This is a genomic window from [Clostridium] saccharolyticum WM1, from assembly GCF_000144625.1.
GTDB classification, from domain to species: Bacteria; Bacillota; Clostridia; order Lachnospirales; family Lachnospiraceae; genus Lacrimispora; species Lacrimispora saccharolytica.
The window spans coordinates 803395-817565 of the sequence record NC_014376.1 but is presented as its reverse complement, the minus strand read 5'-3'; the positions used below and the strand labels follow the sequence as shown (position 1 = coordinate 817565).

Genomic DNA, 14171 nt, shown 5'->3' with positions numbered 1-14171 from the left:
GCCTTTCGGCAGGCTATTCTAGCATTTCCTCAATCTTATGCTGCAAATCATCTAAGGCTTTCCATTTATACAATTCTTGAATATTCTGAGTTGCATCTTTTTTTGACCATATTATATCTCTATACCTTTGCTTTTCATTTTCAATAATATCCTTAACCTTATTAAAAGCGGTCTCAGCCTTTTCTAATTCAGCTGCTTTCATTCTGTAATACTCATTCTCACTCATTTCCACAGCATTCATTTTATTGTGCCTCATCTTTTCATAGATTTATGTATCCTTAACATAGGTGCATACTTTGATTCCCTTCTATCAGGATCAGGACAAATGCAAGTAAATAAATATGGCGGATCTGTGGCACTCCCTGTCTTAATTGGTGGAGCTTTAATTGCCATTGCGATTTCAGTTTGTAAAGCCTTTTCTCTCCTTGCCTTTTCCTCTCTATATTCTTTTGATGTCTTTCTGCTCATGTATTCCTTTCTGGTCCTGCTGCCTGGCATGCTTTAAAGTATGCCTTTGTTTCCTTTTCTATAAATCTTTTCCCTCCCATAGATAATTGAAAGTTCTCAGCATGTTTTATGTCAGAAGTATGTTTGCATTCTTTCAAGCATGTATCGCACGCTCTTCTGTCACATAAAAACATTATGTTTTCTACGTTCCTCACCAGTACCCTTTCCATCTGTTCAATTATGTTTCTGTAATATCTTACCTCTTTTTCTAAACTTACTATTGTCTGTGCATCTGTTTCTGCATTGTCACATACTTTCGTCCTCTTTTTTGCAGTATTATAAATAATAAAATCTGCCTCGCTTATCATTTAAATATCCTCCTGATCTACCTGCCGCCTGCGGCCTACTTCTGTAAATATTCGTTTAGCTGATGAAATCATATATATTTGTCTGCCCCGCAGGTTCAAAATTCATCCACAATATTTCTCTTTTCTTGCTGCTGACCTGCGAATAGCAAGTTGTTTCTTCCCGGTACCAGCCGGATAAACGATCATTGTATAGATCACTGTCATATCCACTTAATAGAACCGGGCCTTTATGAGCAAGTAAGACATCTATCAAGTCATTCTGCTGCTTATCATCCATTTCATGGCGGTACTGTTTCCCATGCCTTGTACTCAGCACATATGGAGGATCAGCATAAATCAAGACTTTCGGATTGTTAAACCGTTCTATCAATTCTGCTGCAGGACGGTTTTCAATTTGTACACCTCTGATCCTCTCTGCGGCTTTCATTATTTCATCTGGAAGATTGCACCAGCCTGATGCGGCGTAAGCCTTTTCACGTCCCTGTACATCATTCTTCCAGCCTACCTTTTCACCAGTGGTTCGGAATCCGTGGCCCATGTTTAACCTTATATAGAAATTAACTGCCTTTCCAAAACTATCATCTGGTACCGTTTTAAAAGCATTATCATAAATCTGTCTGGCGTAAGGAGTTAAATATATTTCTCTGGCCAGTCTTTCTGGGTCCTTTCGAATCCACTCAAAAAGATTTATCACATTACCGTCCAGATCGTTCACGGTTTCAATGTTTGACCTTGGCTTATTGAACAAAACTGCTCCACTACCCAAAAATGCCTCTAAATAGCTGTGATGTTCCGGGAAGAAACTTATAATCCAATCTGCGATACTCCATTTACTTCCTGGATATTTCATTACTGCTTTCATCTTCTTTGAATCTTCCCTCCTTATTTTTTCGCAATAAAAAACCAACTACCGAATATTGATAGTTGGTTTTTTATTTTATATATGGATACCTAATCTTTTACATCCACTTCTTAAGTATTCAGCCAATGGTGCTTTTTCAAAAATCTGCATTGCCTCCACTTGCTTGTTTTCGTTCCAGCCTTGCTCTTCAAAGAAATCCCAAGCCTCACTAAAGCTGCTAGTGCCGTCTTCGTCTAAGAAATCTCCCCTTCCAATATACATAACTACTTGAATAACTTTTATAGCATCGTATTGCAGGCTATTTAAGTATTTATATAGAGCCTTGTCTTCTTCTCTTTCTTCCAGTGAGATATCAGAGAAATTAACCACACTATCAATTACTCCTGACTCGCCGTATTCATGTTCGGTTGCTCTGTCTCTAATCTCTGCCAGGCTGATAACTTTAAGTATTTCATCAATATAATTATCCAAGTCAATATTTGAATGCTCCACCATGCTAAATACCTCCTTTGTATTATATCCATATATTACCATACCAACTATCAATATTCAATTATCAAAGAACAATGAATCTTTTAAATATCAGTTTTATTGGATAACGTTCAGTTCATCATCTACCTTAAATAGTCTTTTACCACAGTCAGCACATAAAGCGTATTTTCCGGTATTCTTATAATATAAGTAATCATGAAGTGATGAACTTTCAATTTCTCCATTCTCTAAATCCACAAGGTATTCACCGTATCCGTGAATATGTTGCCTTATTTTTATTGTTCCTCCACCACAATGAGGGCATTGATTTATAGGAAATGAATATTTATTATTTTGCACACTGGATACCTCCTTCTGAAAATCTAAATTTACCGGGCCAGCTTACAAAACTTAGGTATTACCTTGTAGGCCGTTTCCCATGCCAGGACAGATATATCTTTAAAACTTTCTGCTCTGGCCACCTGTTCCCATACTGCCCTTTCAATATCGTTCATTGATTCAAAGGCTTTATCAATATTACTCTGTTTTACGGCTGTAAGCTGCCGTTTCTGCCATCTTCTAAGTTGCTGATCTAATTCAATCTGTTCCTGCACTGTATAAGCCATTCCTACCTCACAATTCTAAATATTAGTCATTCGCAACTTCCTAATTTCTTCGGCATTTAGTTCCCTTTTCAAATCTCTAACAATTTCTCTAAGATGTTCTGCATTCCTGGCGTTTAAGCATCTTTCAGAGTAAGTCTTTAACAATCCAGCTACGTCAAGATTATTCATAGTTCATTACCTTTCTCCGGGATCGTTTCAAAATAAAATTGAACTGGCTTTTCGATTTCCTGGATAATGCCGTATTTTTTAGAGATGCGGTAAATAAATTCCTTCTCCAAGCGTTCCGGAATAGTCTTTACGTGTTCTCTAAACTCTTCTAATGGCAAGGTGCTTTTGTAAAAATTACACGCCCTGCACGCTGGCATATAATTGCTTATATCATCAGCTCCACCGTACCAGTATAAAGACTCTACATGATCTACTTGCATTTCACTAATCTCCATGTCACTGCCACAATAGGCGCAATGCCCATTATACTTTTCATAGACCTTTATTCGAATCTTTTTAGGAATTGCTTTTCTCTTTACTTCGGTATTCCCCATGATTCTCCTTTCTCCTGGTGCTCCGGAAAATCCTAATTTTCTTGCGGATAAACAATCCGTCTACATCGCTCATAGAGTCCCGTCCATCTGTGGGGATTAAAATTGAATCCATATAGATCATAAAATGCATCATTGCTCATACGAAACCATGCCACCCCCATATCAACCGCATTATATTGGGAAACGGAACCGTCTGACCAAGTTACTGCCAAAGTACCAAATGCTACCCGTTGCGAAACTTCAAATTTTCTCATTTTTTTCTCCAAATTAATCCTTTCTCCCGGTACTCCGGGAAATCCTAATTTTGCGGCATAGCATATTCTGGATTTTTAAAGTTCCAGCCTGCGAAGGTCATTTCCGAAAATACCTCTGTTGTCCGCAGCATATCTTGATACTTACCGCACTCTATTCTTCCATCTGTTTTATCATCAGGAGTACAGAAGATGGTACACCCCTTCATCTCAATACTGTGGCCCATAACAACATTGCCGTCTTGCTTAATGATTTTCATACATGCCTCCTTAAACTATCCTGCTAAACCGTTCTGCTAAATGCCACTTCCAGTCAGCCACCATGTTTTCATGCTCAGCCTGTCCTTGTAATATCTCTATCCCGGAACTGTTAACCCGGTTATATGTATTCAGGATATTGCAGACATGACCCTCCATCTCGCAACCTCCACAGATCTTGTCCAATTCTTCCTGATCACTGATCTCCCCAGGGAACCGGCACAGGTGATCACATACATGCTCCATCATTGGAGTGATAATCTTTAACATTTCATTCTGTTCTGACATCTGCTCTCCTTTCACAACTTTTCTATGCAGCCGGCAGGATACTCTGATCTTACCGGCTACTCCTTTTAAGGGAATTTCATCTATCAAGTACTGCCAATTTCTTAAGATACTGTTTCTTTCTGGCAACCCTACAGTCTTTACAATACTAATTTTAGTTACCTTTCTCTTTGAATCCGGTCAGATCAGGCCCATCAAAATCCATACTAAACTGACCGTCCATATTGGAATCTTCCATCCACCAATCAAAGACTCCTTGTGCATTCTTCCAGCCTATTACATCTTTGTTGCCGCACTCTTCCCTGTATTTAAGCATCTTGTCAAATGCCCTGATATATGCCTCTTTGTACTTCGGGTATTGAGCAAATTCTTTATATCGGTTTTTTCCTCCCATTGGGCAACCAATGCACCCGATCCGGTTGCAACCACCAGGACACCCGTTATTGTATTGAGGGTTTATCTCTATCCCTTGATGGCGTATGTACCACCACAAATATTCATCGTCCCATTCCAGAATCGGATTGACAAGCGTCTTTGATGTTCTGTAACAGCTTTCAACCAACCTGTGAGATTCTGCATTTTCGTAATTTAGTACAACCACCCCCCCTTGTTTGTTTTGTGAAAATTTACATCATCTACCTTTTCACGGATTACTTTATTTGGTTTTGCAAAGGTTATAATCCCCTGATTTTCTTTCCTGTTTCTGCTTTCTGCTTTCCTTACTCCGGTAATCAACTTTTTTCCTTTTCCGCTATACTCTTTCAGATCCATGCAACAATAACGGAATCGCCTTGTAGGAGGTGCTTTATGTCTCACAATCAACTGCCACATAGAATATTTGGGATACTCTATAACAATATCTTTTTTTCTTCTTATATAGCGAACGGTTTCAGGCGCATCAACCGTTGTATGATTGTGTACGGCAATGAATTTCACTCCGCTTTTCCTTGCCAAGTGTAATATCACGTCAGAATCTTTTCCGCCGCTATACCCAAGCTGATAAGGCTCATCATTGGCAAAGGTTTGTAATATATCTAATGCTTGCTTTTCTAAATCCATCTTGAAAAGGAGCCGACACGTGTCTTCTCTGCGCAGAAGCTCCGCCTCCTTTCTTATTCAGTTAAACTTTGGTTTATTTATCTGGTTGGCTTGATGTTTCTCCCAATCTCCATCAAATTCTACTCCCTGTAACGATATGGCATGAAGAACCTTTTCCCCATATACAACCTTGAATCTGCTTAAATCAACATTCATTTATAATCACTGTCCTTTCTCCGTTAAACGCGCGTTTACTTGTTAAGCAAATCGCCTTTTACCTCAAAGTATGTATTTACGCTGCTCTGTTTAGATGGCTTTGTAATGTCCACATATTTTCTTAGAATGCTGGCATATATGGGGACCTCTTTTGTTTTCACTTTAAATCTGGTCCAAATTTCTCCGTTCTTTTTAATAAGACTGGTTTCCATTTTAAGTGTCTCCTTCCTCCTGCTGCCCTGGCAGCCTATATTATCGGTTCGATTCCCATAGATCACATGTCTTGTTAGGTGGAGACATATAATCAACAGCTTCACTTTGCGGCTGTTCTGGATTCTCACATTTCTGGTATTTTTCTAACCAATATTCACAGGTTGCACACGTTTCATCACCATGCGCATCAGGTCCTTCCCCGTACATTTCAGCGCATTGTTTACTGTCAGGATATAAAAACATACATGCTCCCTCTGTGATACTGCACTCCCAGCCATGATATTCATCCGTTGCCTTGGCACACTTACAACTCATTGCTTATCTCCTTCCTGCTGCCCTGGCAGAATCACATTTTCAGCGGGTATAACTATACTTGCGCCCGGCTCATACTCATCATTGTCCCAGGCTTTATCAAACCCGGCCCGGTCATCAATATAACAGCCCATCATGCTGTCCTGCTCCATCATATAAGCAAGTTCTTTACTTTTCTCTTCATCTTTCAGATCAATATATGTATAAGTTCCTTTTTTCTCATAGTGGTCAACAACAAGGGCGGCTTCTCCGTCCATATACTCCGCAATGGATTTCCACAATTTATAATCCGTTTCTTTCGGATCATGACCATCATACATTCCTGCGGTTTTAAGTATCACTTCTCTGATCGTTGCTATCGGTTTTCTGCTGCCCTGAGTTTTCCAGTCACCTTTTCCGAATCCCACATCAATTTCCCACCATTCAGCATCGGTATACTCAAACGCAAACTTTGAAATATCAAGCCATTTATACGGCTCTACTTTCATGTTCTCTATTTCTTCTTCACTGGCCCCTAATTCTGAAATGACCTCTCTATTCTGGGAAGAATCCGCAACCATGATATAAAGAATCTCATCTTCTCCAATGTCCCAATCTTCAACAAACATGGTATTCAGTAGCTCAATTCTTGCCTGTGATTTTTCTTCTTCGATCTGTTCATGAGTAGCGCAGTACATTCCAATTCCTCTGCATTCTGCTTTTTCATCGTTCCAACCGCTGCAATATTTGCATTCTTCTTTCATAGTTCCCCTTTCTGCTGCCCCGGCAGCTCCATTAAACAGGTGCTTTATTGATTAACGCTGCACAAATATCCTGCTGCCGCTTCTTTGTGCAGAAGGTAAAGTTGAAATTGCCGTTACCTTCTGCACTATGTAAAATATTATTTCAAATCTACAATAGGTGTTGTATTCCCCTGAATCGTAGGAAGTTGTCCGTTCCACCGCTCATATTTCGCCTTTTCCAACAATTCAGGGGTGAGAGAGGCCGCAATCTTTTGGTTTGCCTCTGCTTCTGCCTCTGCCTTGATCTTGGTTGCATTCGCTTCACCTTCTGCCTGAATCTTCCTCTGATCAGCTTCTATTTCTGCTTTCTGCTTCTCCTGCTCTGCCTGGATCAATGCCACCTCTTTATTTTTCTCGGCTTCTCTACGTGCAATCTCCTGTTCTTTTTCCGCAACTGCAATAGCTGTCTTTTTGTCTAACTCCGCTTTTTCTGCGTCCTGTTTCGCTCTTTCTTTTTCCTGAATCTTAGAATAAAGTGCATCGTCAAGCTGTACATCTATGATCAGTGCGCTTGATATGTTAATTCCGTATTCATCACGCAGTTTTTCATTGAGGTAATCAGTGATTGCAGTGGATACTTCCGCCCTTTTACTGGAATAGATATCCATGACTGAGAATTGTGGAGTAACCTCTTTTACATAAGCAATGATGGAATTTTGTACCATTCCCTCTACTATGGAGCTTCCGTCCATACCATTGAATCTGGTGTATAAATTTACCACCCTGTCATTGAGGAAGTTATAATTTACCGTCATATTCAACTTAACCATTCCGCCGTTGGCCGGGGCATCAATATGCCAATCTGGATGCTCCTTCTTACTGTAATCCTCCGGGTTATTGCTGAATATGATCTGTTGCTGTGATACCGGATAATTTTTTACCTTTGCCAGCGGCCCTACAAAATGCCAGCCTGGAGATAATGTATTTTCATGTACACCTTCTTTTGCTGTCCATACGACACCTACTTCACCCTGGCCTACCTTTTCAATCGACATTACCGTATATGTTGCTCCTATTACTGCCGCTGCAATAACCAACCCTACAAAAATTCCCTTATTCATTTTCTTCTTCCTCCATTTTTTTATTTTCCATTTCAAATATTTTTTCATTTCTTTTTGTTACAAGCCAGATCGTATGGCCTATTAAAATAATTACTATTCCAATGATACACAAGGCCATAAATATTAAAATCCATATAAACCACATGAAGTTTCCTTCTTTCTTTTGGTGGAAGAGGGGCTTTTATTGCCCCTCACAATGTCGTGACACATTGATTCCTTTTTCCGTTATGCTTATACGCTTACAAAAGACTGGTTGACGAGTTACAACAAACCGGTTTGTTTTCGTGGTTACTTCGGGAGCTGCGCCCTATCCCTTACAGGAATTTATATTAAGCCCCAACGCTCATATAACGGTTATGTACTTGCCTTAGATGTACCTGATTGGCTGCTGCATAGAATCCAAGCGTTGTAGACGGGTCCTTGTGTCCAAGGATCTGCTGAATATCTTCGATAGCACAATCCTTCATTCTTAACGTTGTTGCCATTGTCTTTCTGAATAGATGAGGATAAACCCTTCGTTTTAACCCGGCCTTTTCTCCGATCCGCTTTATAATCAGCCTCAATCCATCTTCATGAACCGTATTGTAAGGTGCTCGCACTCCTGCAAATAATGCCTCGCTGTTATCCTCCCTGGAATCCAGGTATTTTTCCAGATGCACCATTGCTACATCATTAAGGTATACGGTACGATAATCAGATGTTTTATGCGCATAGATCAGGATTTCGCCCGTATTCCAGTCAATATCCTGTCTCCTGATCTGCGGTACCTCTCCGATCCTTGCCCCTGTACTTAACAGAAACTCCATTAACGCCCGATCCCTCGGCTCTTTGCAGGCTACCCTTAACTTTTCAATTTCAACACCTTTTAGATAGTCAATAGGCGGTTTTCGTTCCTTTTTGATAGGTACTGCCTCCACTGGATTTGCATTGATGATCCCGTGTTTTCTGAACCAAGTGAATACAGCCGAAAGGAAACGGCGCTCATTATTTACAGTCCTAACGTTGTTGCCTTTTCCTGCGTATAGGTCCAGATAGTACTTGATATCCACTGATGTAATATGCCTGATATTTTTGTCAGTAACGCATAGCATGTTACGCATTGCCCCCATATAAGCCTTTACGGTCTTTTCACTTAAGCCGTCCTTTTTAACGTTCATTTCATACATCTGGAGCAGATATAAATTATCATCCATTTCGGTGGATAGTTCGGTTTCCTTTTTGACTACCTCTACATAATACAAAGCCTTAATGATTACAGTTTCAAGTATTCTTAATGTTTCGGTGCTGATATGCGGTTCCATCTGCATCAAAATCTCATTGATAATCTTCTCTTTCATACGGCCCCTTCTCCTTTGTGTGATTATGATTATGATATTATCAATTCAATTTTTATGGATAGGCTGATTACTGCGCTATCTTATGCATTACCCCCTTTTCTGTTGTCCTGCTGCCTCCCCCGGCATGTTTACCCCCTATTGTTACAATTCATCATGATATCCTGCAAAACAAGCAACTCATTGTATGTGATTTTCTCTGCCTGGATCAATAGCTGCTGTAAGGTAAATGTTGCTTCCTGTTTTATTTCCTCCGGTGATGGCTCTCCGTTTTTTTCGGTGTCCGAATCGGACACTATAGGCGGATTCATTCCAATCATAACCCCGGCACTCTGATCTGCATTCTCTGCTGCCCGTTCTGCGTGTAGGCTGGCCTGCGCCGCTCCAACTTCTGATTTTCGGGTTTCCTTTAATGACTTTTCTGCTTGCTTTGCAAATTCTTCCGCCTTTTTTGCTTGTTTCTCTACCTCCTTACGTTCCTTTACTATGGCAGCAATCTCTTTTCCTTCTACTCCGCCCTGTTCTGCTGCCTTTTCTGCAATTATCTTCTGGTCCTCTTCCGGAAGTCGAGAAGCTTCATAAGCTGCGGATATTCCCATGTTTCCCTCTCGAAACTGCTCCTTAGCTTCTTCGGTTAGGCTGTTGTTGATTTTTTCTATTCTTGCCATCTGGCCGGACGTTTCCCCTATATACTTTCCGATGATATCCCGAATTTTTCCCTTAACCTCAATTTCTCCGGTGTCTCTCATCTTCTCAAGAACCTTTTTTAATCTTCCTGCCAGTTCTGTCTTTTCATACGGCGTTAGGTCTTGGGTGAATCCATTACCGGCCAGTAAAGATAATTCATACATGTTCTCAGTCATATCCTTGTAGAAATACCGAACCTTTTTAAACTGCTCATACCCTCTTTCTATCAGAAGGATATTTGCCCGGTTTCGTCTATGACCGTCTACGATCCGATATTCCCCGTTTACCCTTGCCAGCACCGTTGGCTGCTCCTGCCCCACCAGAAGAAATGCATCTGCCAAGGCATCAATATTCTTGTATTCCTGGCGTGTGTTTTGATGTGCCTCCTTTATCTCATAAGGACTTAACCAAATTTCTGTATAATCCTTGATGCTTACTCCAGTTTTGCTCCTTGTAGCACTGTTTATCATGTCAAATACGGAAAATTCTCCCGATATCCCCATTTACCACACCTCCGCTTTCACTTTAGTGAGGTATTCCTGCACAAACTGCCTGTAACTCCTGGCGGTTCCGCTTCGTGGGCTGTATTCCTGTATTGGTTTTTCAAAGATGGTACTTTCGGCGGCTTTATCGCTGTACCGAATACGGGTATCAAATAATTTTACATCGTGCTTACCTAGCCATTCCAAGCCTGCTGCATTGGTGACATTATTTTTATACATCGTAACCAGTGCGCCCATAAAACTGATTTTCGGATTTATTGCTTGCATTTGTGCTATCTGCCCGGTCATGATATCCATACCTTCCAATGCACACTGATCAATTTTTATGGGTACAATCACATCATGAGTAATCGCAAGGGCATTAATAACGTTTAGACCGATGTCCGGCGGATTGTCTATAATTACGTAATCGTAAGCGTACCCCTCACGGTTTGGCGCATATTTGATACTTTCAAATCTTCCGCACTGACCTTCTGATCCGTCCTGCTGCAACTGCATAGTAGCGGTAAGGAGATTCATATTTGCACTGATGATATCAAGATTATGGTATCCTGTTTCCTTGTTCACTTCCCAGGCTTTTACCCGGCCCATAAGTAACTGAGCCGCTGGACACAGTCCGTTTCTGTCATAGGCCCCGAAAAGCTTTGATAAATTCCCTTGTTTATCGTTATCCAGCATAAGCACCCTAGCATTATATTTCTGGCTTAATAGATATCCCATCTGTGCGGCAGTAAAGCTTTTACCCACTCCGCCTTTTAAGTTGATAATGCTTATCACTCTCATAGGACAACTTCCTTTCCCCGCTTCCGGTCTTTTAAGATGATTCCGTTTTCATAGCTCATTATCTGATCTGGCAGAAGGGAAACATATTCTTCTATGACCTTAACTGCATAATCATATCCATAGCACACACAAGCGAAATGTCCTGCTGCCTTCATAGCCCTTATCCATTCCTTTTGTGGAGGTTCCACGGTTCCGTCATCATATTTCATTTCTATGTACAGCCCTGCATATGCTCCCTTGGGAATTGGTAAATGAAGATCTGGCACCCCTGGCTTTACTCCCTGGGCTTTCAATCGTGCCGCTTCTTTTTTCTGCCTGCTTCCGCCATTCGGGCAATGATGAATCCATTTAAGATCTGGATACATTCCCTCACGATGAGAACACCATGAAACTACATGCTCCTGCTCTGTTGCTTCACTTCTTTTTCTAAATCCTCCGCTCACTCCTGCTCCCTCCTAATAATTCAGTCCCATTTTCTGAAATAGAATTTCTATGTATGTCATTTATTTAAGGTGTCCCGGTCTTTTTGCATTTACTACCTGGACTATGTGAGGATATTTTTTAACAACGGCAACTCTTTCTATCTTTGGCCTTACCGTTCCATCATCAACATCTTTATAAATTGTTTTATAGATGAATTTATCCCCAATCTTTACAGATTCCTTTATCTTATCCACATCTTTTCTCAGGATAACAGGTCTGGTCCATGAATTATTCACTTGGTCCCCTCCTTCTTTTCATACCGATTTTTAAGCTTCTTTTTATGTCTCATTTCAATGTCATAATCATTTTCATAATAATAATCCTGACCATTTTTATAGTAATAAAATGTTATGTTCCCTCTTTTTATTGATCCAATATATTTTCCAGGGGGACGGCCATCATATGACCAGGCATTTCCCCAGGCTTCCGTTAATTCTGGTGTTAATCCTTCCGGTGCTTGCATTTCCGATCCCTCCTTAATCACCTTCATCTGGCGGGAATCCTGTGCACGGTTCCCAATCCTCATCAGTTGGATTGAGTTTGATCATTACATACCGCTGATAAGGGTATCCTAATTTATCTGTGCCATTGTAAATGGAATCCTGATCTATGTAATATCCTGGCCGTGGCTTTGGTTCCAGCTTCCAATGCGTCTTAACTTTCCTGATCCGGCTATCCGGCAATGGATTAATCAGATTCCTGGAGCAGGAATACCTTTGCTTGAATGGGCTGTTTTTATCTCTGAATGTCTTTTCTGTCTCTTTTATCAAGTACTCCGCCAGCCTCTTATATTCTCCATCATCATAGAGCGGGATAAACTGCTTATTCCCCTTCCCGTCACCTTTCCATAGTTCCCTTATATATTCAACTGTGGTTCTCTTTCCGTCATTTACGTTATTTATGACAAGGTGATGATGGATTGCTTTATTCTTGTATTCTGTAGCATGAACGTATTTCAGAACGAAACCGTTTTTCTTATACAGGTCCCTTAATCCGTCCATCAACTTTTTAATATATTTCTGTGCCTGCTCCGGTGTGGGTCTGCCGTCCCTTCTATACATCAGCACTACATGCCAGTCACCCGGCTTAAAGTTAGCATTAATCTTTCTTGCCAGTTTTCTGGCTGCCTGCCTCATGTTCGATTCCGCTATTTCCTCCGGTGTGGTCTTTCTCTGCCCTTCCCTACACCCCTTTGGTATACACTTAATTACTTCAATGGTGATTCCTGCTTTATATTCAATCTGCTTATATCTGTGCATATACTTCTCCTAATAACCTGCCAATATAATCCAGCTAAGTTTAATCCTTTTATCGGTCTAGAAAAGAGGTCAAAACCCTTGATTTTCCTTGACTTTTTGGTATGCACAGCTTATAATTAAATTGTATATTTTTACCAGCTATGCATTAAAATTTTGCACCTGTCGTTATTCCCGTAACGGCAGGTGCTTTTCTTTATTCTTCTGCGTATTCATAATCAATTTCCTGGTGCCCTTCCAGCGTGTAAAACAAGTCATGGTTTACATAATCCCCAACGAATAAAGTACAATCAATCGCCTGACCTTCATACCGTTCTCCTTTCAGATGGAAACGGCTGAACGTGGAACGCCTTGGGATTATGCAGCGGTCCATGATCCTAAGTGTTATGCTTCCGGTTGTGAAACAGTATCCTATATCGTTTTCCGAATCAACCTTTCGGGTGCCGATAACCATATGTGCTATTTCACACGCCAGTTTCTTTGTGACACGCTTCCTTTTTTCTTCCATGACTACCCCTTTCCGAAAATAAGCTGCTCCATAGATTCCCCGCCTGAAACCTTTTTTAACTCCTTTGGTTTGCGCTTTATCAGGTTTACCGGATCGGTTTTATAAAACTGGCTCATGGGGATTTTGGGATCTCCTAACTTTCTTGTGGCATATATATCTCCAGACTTAATTTTTTTGCATATCGTAACCCTAGTACAGCCCATGATTTCCGCAAGTTCTGCCGATGTTACAAAACGCTCCTGTTCTCTGGCCTGGATCTTCAATATTTCATCATTAAGTGATTCCATTCTTTTAAAAATCTCCTGAATAATTGTTTCAGGAATTGGTATTGCCTTGATCTGCTGATCCTTTGGCATCATTCTTCCTCCCTTCTTTTTATTGCATCCATAATTTACCTGTCCTATAATGTACTTACAGGCCATGCCGGGCCAAGTACATAGGAAAGGAGTCCATGTTAATGCTATTAATCAAATGTAAATGTGGTTGCCTTTTTACCACAAAAGATGATGTCGTTCCCATATCGAGCTACTTGACGTGTCAAGGCTGTAGCAAAGCAGTTCAGTATTTGCCTGGCCATGATAACTTTTTAAGATTTAAAAGTTACTTCTCTGATGCAGGAATGACAGTACAAAAGATACCAGATGATGCAGATATTACAGTTACGTTCAAAGCATGACTAAATCAGCCGTCAGTTATTCTCTGGCGGTTGATTTATTTTTAATTCCAAATCCAGCCTTGTGTAATGAATTTGATTAAGGTTTTCTTGCATTTCTTCGAGTATCTCATAATGCTTTTTAATAAGTTCTTCAACCTTTTCAATTCCTGGTATTTCTACCTTTACTCTTACATTTTCCACTTCTCTGCCTCCTTTCCTCTTAATTCCGT

General features: G+C 40.5%; 28 protein-coding genes. All 28 read right to left on the bottom strand.

Annotated features, from left to right (window positions below; translation table 11 throughout):
- Positions 1-13: 13 nt before the first annotated feature.
- The 28 genes from CLOSA_RS03845 to CLOSA_RS22545 all read right to left on the bottom strand — a co-directional run bounded on the left by CLOSA_RS03845 (position 14) and on the right by CLOSA_RS22545 (position 14142).
- Entirely contained in the window at positions 14-241 is a 228-nt protein-coding gene (locus CLOSA_RS03845) for a hypothetical protein (protein ID WP_013271457.1), read from the bottom strand.
- Positions 242-252: 11 nt separating this feature from the next.
- A complete protein-coding gene (locus CLOSA_RS03840; RefSeq protein ID WP_041708447.1) occupies positions 253-468 on the bottom strand; it encodes a hypothetical protein in 216 nt (71 codons plus the stop codon).
- Positions 465-815 carry a hypothetical protein gene (locus CLOSA_RS03835; RefSeq protein WP_013271456.1) on the bottom strand — a complete coding sequence of 117 codons (351 nt, stop codon included), beginning with the start codon at positions 813-815 and terminating at the stop codon, positions 465-467. Before CLOSA_RS03835 ends, CLOSA_RS03840 begins: the two co-directional genes overlap by 4 nt.
- Before the next feature lie 55 nt (positions 816-870).
- Positions 871-1677, bottom strand: a complete 807-nt coding sequence (locus CLOSA_RS03830) for a DNA adenine methylase (RefSeq protein WP_041708445.1) — start codon at positions 1675-1677, stop codon at positions 871-873.
- A gap of 75 nt (positions 1678-1752) precedes the next feature.
- Positions 1753-2172 carry a DUF3775 domain-containing protein gene (locus CLOSA_RS03825; RefSeq protein ID WP_013271454.1) on the bottom strand — a complete coding sequence of 140 codons (420 nt, stop codon included), beginning with the start codon at positions 2170-2172 and terminating at the stop codon, positions 1753-1755.
- Between the two features lie 93 nt (positions 2173-2265).
- Entirely contained in the window at positions 2266-2508 is a 243-nt protein-coding gene (locus CLOSA_RS03820; protein WP_013271453.1) for a hypothetical protein, read from the bottom strand.
- A gap of 29 nt (positions 2509-2537) precedes the next feature.
- Complete coding sequence (locus CLOSA_RS03815) at positions 2538-2774, bottom strand: hypothetical protein (protein ID WP_013271452.1); 237 nt, start codon at positions 2772-2774, stop codon at positions 2538-2540.
- A 164-nt stretch (positions 2775-2938) separates the two neighbouring features.
- Entirely contained in the window at positions 2939-3316 is a 378-nt protein-coding gene (locus tag CLOSA_RS03810) for an HNH endonuclease (protein ID WP_013271450.1), read from the bottom strand.
- A gap of 32 nt (positions 3317-3348) precedes the next feature.
- Complete coding sequence (locus CLOSA_RS03805; RefSeq protein ID WP_013271449.1) at positions 3349-3570, bottom strand: hypothetical protein; 222 nt, start codon at positions 3568-3570, stop codon at positions 3349-3351.
- A 44-nt stretch (positions 3571-3614) separates the two neighbouring features.
- The gene (locus tag CLOSA_RS03800; protein WP_013271448.1) at positions 3615-3827 is read right to left on the bottom strand and encodes a hypothetical protein; all 213 of its coding nucleotides are present in this window, start codon (positions 3825-3827) and stop codon (positions 3615-3617) included.
- Positions 3828-3837: 10 nt separating this feature from the next.
- Positions 3838-4113: a hypothetical protein gene (locus CLOSA_RS03795; protein WP_013271447.1), complete on the bottom strand. Its 276-nt coding sequence runs from the start codon at positions 4111-4113 to the stop codon at positions 3838-3840.
- Positions 4114-4264: 151 nt separating this feature from the next.
- Positions 4265-4711, bottom strand: a complete 447-nt coding sequence (locus CLOSA_RS23385; protein WP_049791636.1) for a phosphoadenosine phosphosulfate reductase domain-containing protein — start codon at positions 4709-4711, stop codon at positions 4265-4267.
- Positions 4699-5169, bottom strand: a complete 471-nt coding sequence (locus CLOSA_RS23380) for a phosphoadenosine phosphosulfate reductase domain-containing protein (RefSeq protein ID WP_049791635.1) — start codon at positions 5167-5169, stop codon at positions 4699-4701. Before CLOSA_RS23380 ends, CLOSA_RS23385 begins: the two co-directional genes overlap by 13 nt.
- 230 nt (positions 5170-5399) lie before the next feature.
- Positions 5400-5576 (bottom strand): hypothetical protein, encoded by a 177-nt coding sequence (locus tag CLOSA_RS22825; protein WP_013271445.1) that lies wholly within the window; start codon positions 5574-5576, stop codon positions 5400-5402.
- Between the two features lie 40 nt (positions 5577-5616).
- The gene (locus CLOSA_RS03780) at positions 5617-5892 is read right to left on the bottom strand and encodes a hypothetical protein (protein WP_013271444.1); all 276 of its coding nucleotides are present in this window, start codon (positions 5890-5892) and stop codon (positions 5617-5619) included.
- Positions 5889-6632: a hypothetical protein gene (locus CLOSA_RS21640; protein ID WP_049791634.1), complete on the bottom strand. Its 744-nt coding sequence runs from the start codon at positions 6630-6632 to the stop codon at positions 5889-5891. Before CLOSA_RS21640 ends, CLOSA_RS03780 begins: the two co-directional genes overlap by 4 nt.
- 137 nt (positions 6633-6769) lie before the next feature.
- Entirely contained in the window at positions 6770-7732 is a 963-nt protein-coding gene (locus tag CLOSA_RS03770; RefSeq protein WP_013271442.1) for an SPFH domain-containing protein, read from the bottom strand.
- Positions 7725-7877 carry a hypothetical protein gene (locus tag CLOSA_RS22550; protein ID WP_013271441.1) on the bottom strand — a complete coding sequence of 51 codons (153 nt, stop codon included), beginning with the start codon at positions 7875-7877 and terminating at the stop codon, positions 7725-7727. Before CLOSA_RS22550 ends, CLOSA_RS03770 begins: the two co-directional genes overlap by 8 nt.
- A 184-nt stretch (positions 7878-8061) precedes the next feature.
- Positions 8062-9069 (bottom strand): tyrosine-type recombinase/integrase, encoded by a 1008-nt coding sequence (locus tag CLOSA_RS03765; RefSeq protein WP_013271440.1) that lies wholly within the window; start codon positions 9067-9069, stop codon positions 8062-8064.
- Positions 9070-9197: 128 nt separating this feature from the next.
- Positions 9198-10256 (bottom strand): ParB N-terminal domain-containing protein, encoded by a 1059-nt coding sequence (locus CLOSA_RS03760; protein WP_013271439.1) that lies wholly within the window; start codon positions 10254-10256, stop codon positions 9198-9200.
- The gene (locus tag CLOSA_RS03755; protein ID WP_013271438.1) at positions 10257-11039 is read right to left on the bottom strand and encodes a ParA family protein; all 783 of its coding nucleotides are present in this window, start codon (positions 11037-11039) and stop codon (positions 10257-10259) included.
- Complete coding sequence (locus tag CLOSA_RS03750; RefSeq protein ID WP_013271437.1) at positions 11036-11482, bottom strand: VRR-NUC domain-containing protein; 447 nt, start codon at positions 11480-11482, stop codon at positions 11036-11038. Before CLOSA_RS03750 ends, CLOSA_RS03755 begins: the two co-directional genes overlap by 4 nt.
- A 60-nt stretch (positions 11483-11542) precedes the next feature.
- The gene (locus CLOSA_RS03745; RefSeq protein WP_013271436.1) at positions 11543-11758 is read right to left on the bottom strand and encodes a hypothetical protein; all 216 of its coding nucleotides are present in this window, start codon (positions 11756-11758) and stop codon (positions 11543-11545) included.
- A complete protein-coding gene (locus CLOSA_RS03740; RefSeq protein WP_013271435.1) occupies positions 11755-11985 on the bottom strand; it encodes a hypothetical protein in 231 nt (76 codons plus the stop codon). The genes CLOSA_RS03745 and CLOSA_RS03740 overlap by 4 nt, the downstream gene beginning before the upstream one ends.
- Before the next feature lie 13 nt (positions 11986-11998).
- A complete protein-coding gene (locus tag CLOSA_RS03735) occupies positions 11999-12781 on the bottom strand; it encodes a rolling circle replication-associated protein (protein ID WP_013271434.1) in 783 nt (260 codons plus the stop codon).
- 193 nt (positions 12782-12974) lie between these two features.
- Positions 12975-13286 (bottom strand): hypothetical protein, encoded by a 312-nt coding sequence (locus tag CLOSA_RS03730; protein ID WP_013271433.1) that lies wholly within the window; start codon positions 13284-13286, stop codon positions 12975-12977.
- 2 nt (positions 13287-13288) lie between these two features.
- The gene (locus CLOSA_RS03725) at positions 13289-13645 is read right to left on the bottom strand and encodes an HTH domain-containing protein (protein ID WP_157668987.1); all 357 of its coding nucleotides are present in this window, start codon (positions 13643-13645) and stop codon (positions 13289-13291) included.
- Between the two features lie 329 nt (positions 13646-13974).
- Complete coding sequence (locus tag CLOSA_RS22545; RefSeq protein ID WP_013271430.1) at positions 13975-14142, bottom strand: hypothetical protein; 168 nt, start codon at positions 14140-14142, stop codon at positions 13975-13977.
- Positions 14143-14171: the final 29 nt, after the last annotated feature.

What these genes read in the sequence shown, in the direction of transcription:
- CLOSA_RS03845 (WP_013271457.1), bottom strand. Translation starts at nt 241, where the DNA reads ATGAATGCTGTGGAAATGAGTGAGAATGAGTATTACAGAATGAAAGCA.
- CLOSA_RS03840 (WP_041708447.1), bottom strand. Translation starts at nt 468, where the DNA reads ATGAGCAGAAAGACATCAAAAGAATATAGAGAGGAAAAGGCAAGGAGA.
- CLOSA_RS03835 (WP_013271456.1), bottom strand. Translation starts at nt 815, where the DNA reads ATGATAAGCGAGGCAGATTTTATTATTTATAATACTGCAAAAAAGAGG.
- CLOSA_RS03830 (WP_041708445.1), bottom strand. Translation starts at nt 1,677, where the DNA reads ATGAAAGCAGTAATGAAATATCCAGGAAGTAAATGGAGTATCGCAGAT.
- CLOSA_RS03825 (WP_013271454.1), bottom strand. Translation starts at nt 2,172, where the DNA reads ATGGTGGAGCATTCAAATATTGACTTGGATAATTATATTGATGAAATA.
- CLOSA_RS03815 (WP_013271452.1), bottom strand. Translation starts at nt 2,774, where the DNA reads ATGGCTTATACAGTGCAGGAACAGATTGAATTAGATCAGCAACTTAGA.
- CLOSA_RS03810 (WP_013271450.1), bottom strand. Translation starts at nt 3,316, where the DNA reads ATGGGGAATACCGAAGTAAAGAGAAAAGCAATTCCTAAAAAGATTCGA.
- CLOSA_RS03805 (WP_013271449.1), bottom strand. Translation starts at nt 3,570, where the DNA reads ATGAGAAAATTTGAAGTTTCGCAACGGGTAGCATTTGGTACTTTGGCA.
- CLOSA_RS03800 (WP_013271448.1), bottom strand. Translation starts at nt 3,827, where the DNA reads ATGAAAATCATTAAGCAAGACGGCAATGTTGTTATGGGCCACAGTATT.
- CLOSA_RS03795 (WP_013271447.1), bottom strand. Translation starts at nt 4,113, where the DNA reads ATGTCAGAACAGAATGAAATGTTAAAGATTATCACTCCAATGATGGAG.
- CLOSA_RS23380 (WP_049791635.1), bottom strand. Translation starts at nt 5,169, where the DNA reads ATGGATTTAGAAAAGCAAGCATTAGATATATTACAAACCTTTGCCAAT.
- CLOSA_RS22825 (WP_013271445.1), bottom strand. Translation starts at nt 5,576, where the DNA reads ATGGAAACCAGTCTTATTAAAAAGAACGGAGAAATTTGGACCAGATTT.
- CLOSA_RS03780 (WP_013271444.1), bottom strand. Translation starts at nt 5,892, where the DNA reads ATGAGTTGTAAGTGTGCCAAGGCAACGGATGAATATCATGGCTGGGAG.
- CLOSA_RS21640 (WP_049791634.1), bottom strand. Translation starts at nt 6,632, where the DNA reads ATGAAAGAAGAATGCAAATATTGCAGCGGTTGGAACGATGAAAAAGCA.
- CLOSA_RS03770 (WP_013271442.1), bottom strand. Translation starts at nt 7,732, where the DNA reads ATGAATAAGGGAATTTTTGTAGGGTTGGTTATTGCAGCGGCAGTAATA.
- CLOSA_RS22550 (WP_013271441.1), bottom strand. Translation starts at nt 7,877, where the DNA reads ATGTGGTTTATATGGATTTTAATATTTATGGCCTTGTGTATCATTGGA.
- CLOSA_RS03765 (WP_013271440.1), bottom strand. Translation starts at nt 9,069, where the DNA reads ATGAAAGAGAAGATTATCAATGAGATTTTGATGCAGATGGAACCGCAT.
- CLOSA_RS03760 (WP_013271439.1), bottom strand. Translation starts at nt 10,256, where the DNA reads ATGGGGATATCGGGAGAATTTTCCGTATTTGACATGATAAACAGTGCT.
- CLOSA_RS03755 (WP_013271438.1), bottom strand. Translation starts at nt 11,039, where the DNA reads ATGAGAGTGATAAGCATTATCAACTTAAAAGGCGGAGTGGGTAAAAGC.
- CLOSA_RS03740 (WP_013271435.1), bottom strand. Translation starts at nt 11,985, where the DNA reads ATGCAAGCACCGGAAGGATTAACACCAGAATTAACGGAAGCCTGGGGA.
- CLOSA_RS03735 (WP_013271434.1), bottom strand. Translation starts at nt 12,781, where the DNA reads ATGCACAGATATAAGCAGATTGAATATAAAGCAGGAATCACCATTGAA.
- CLOSA_RS03730 (WP_013271433.1), bottom strand. Translation starts at nt 13,286, where the DNA reads ATGGAAGAAAAAAGGAAGCGTGTCACAAAGAAACTGGCGTGTGAAATA.
- CLOSA_RS03725 (WP_157668987.1), bottom strand. Translation starts at nt 13,645, where the DNA reads ATGATGCCAAAGGATCAGCAGATCAAGGCAATACCAATTCCTGAAACA.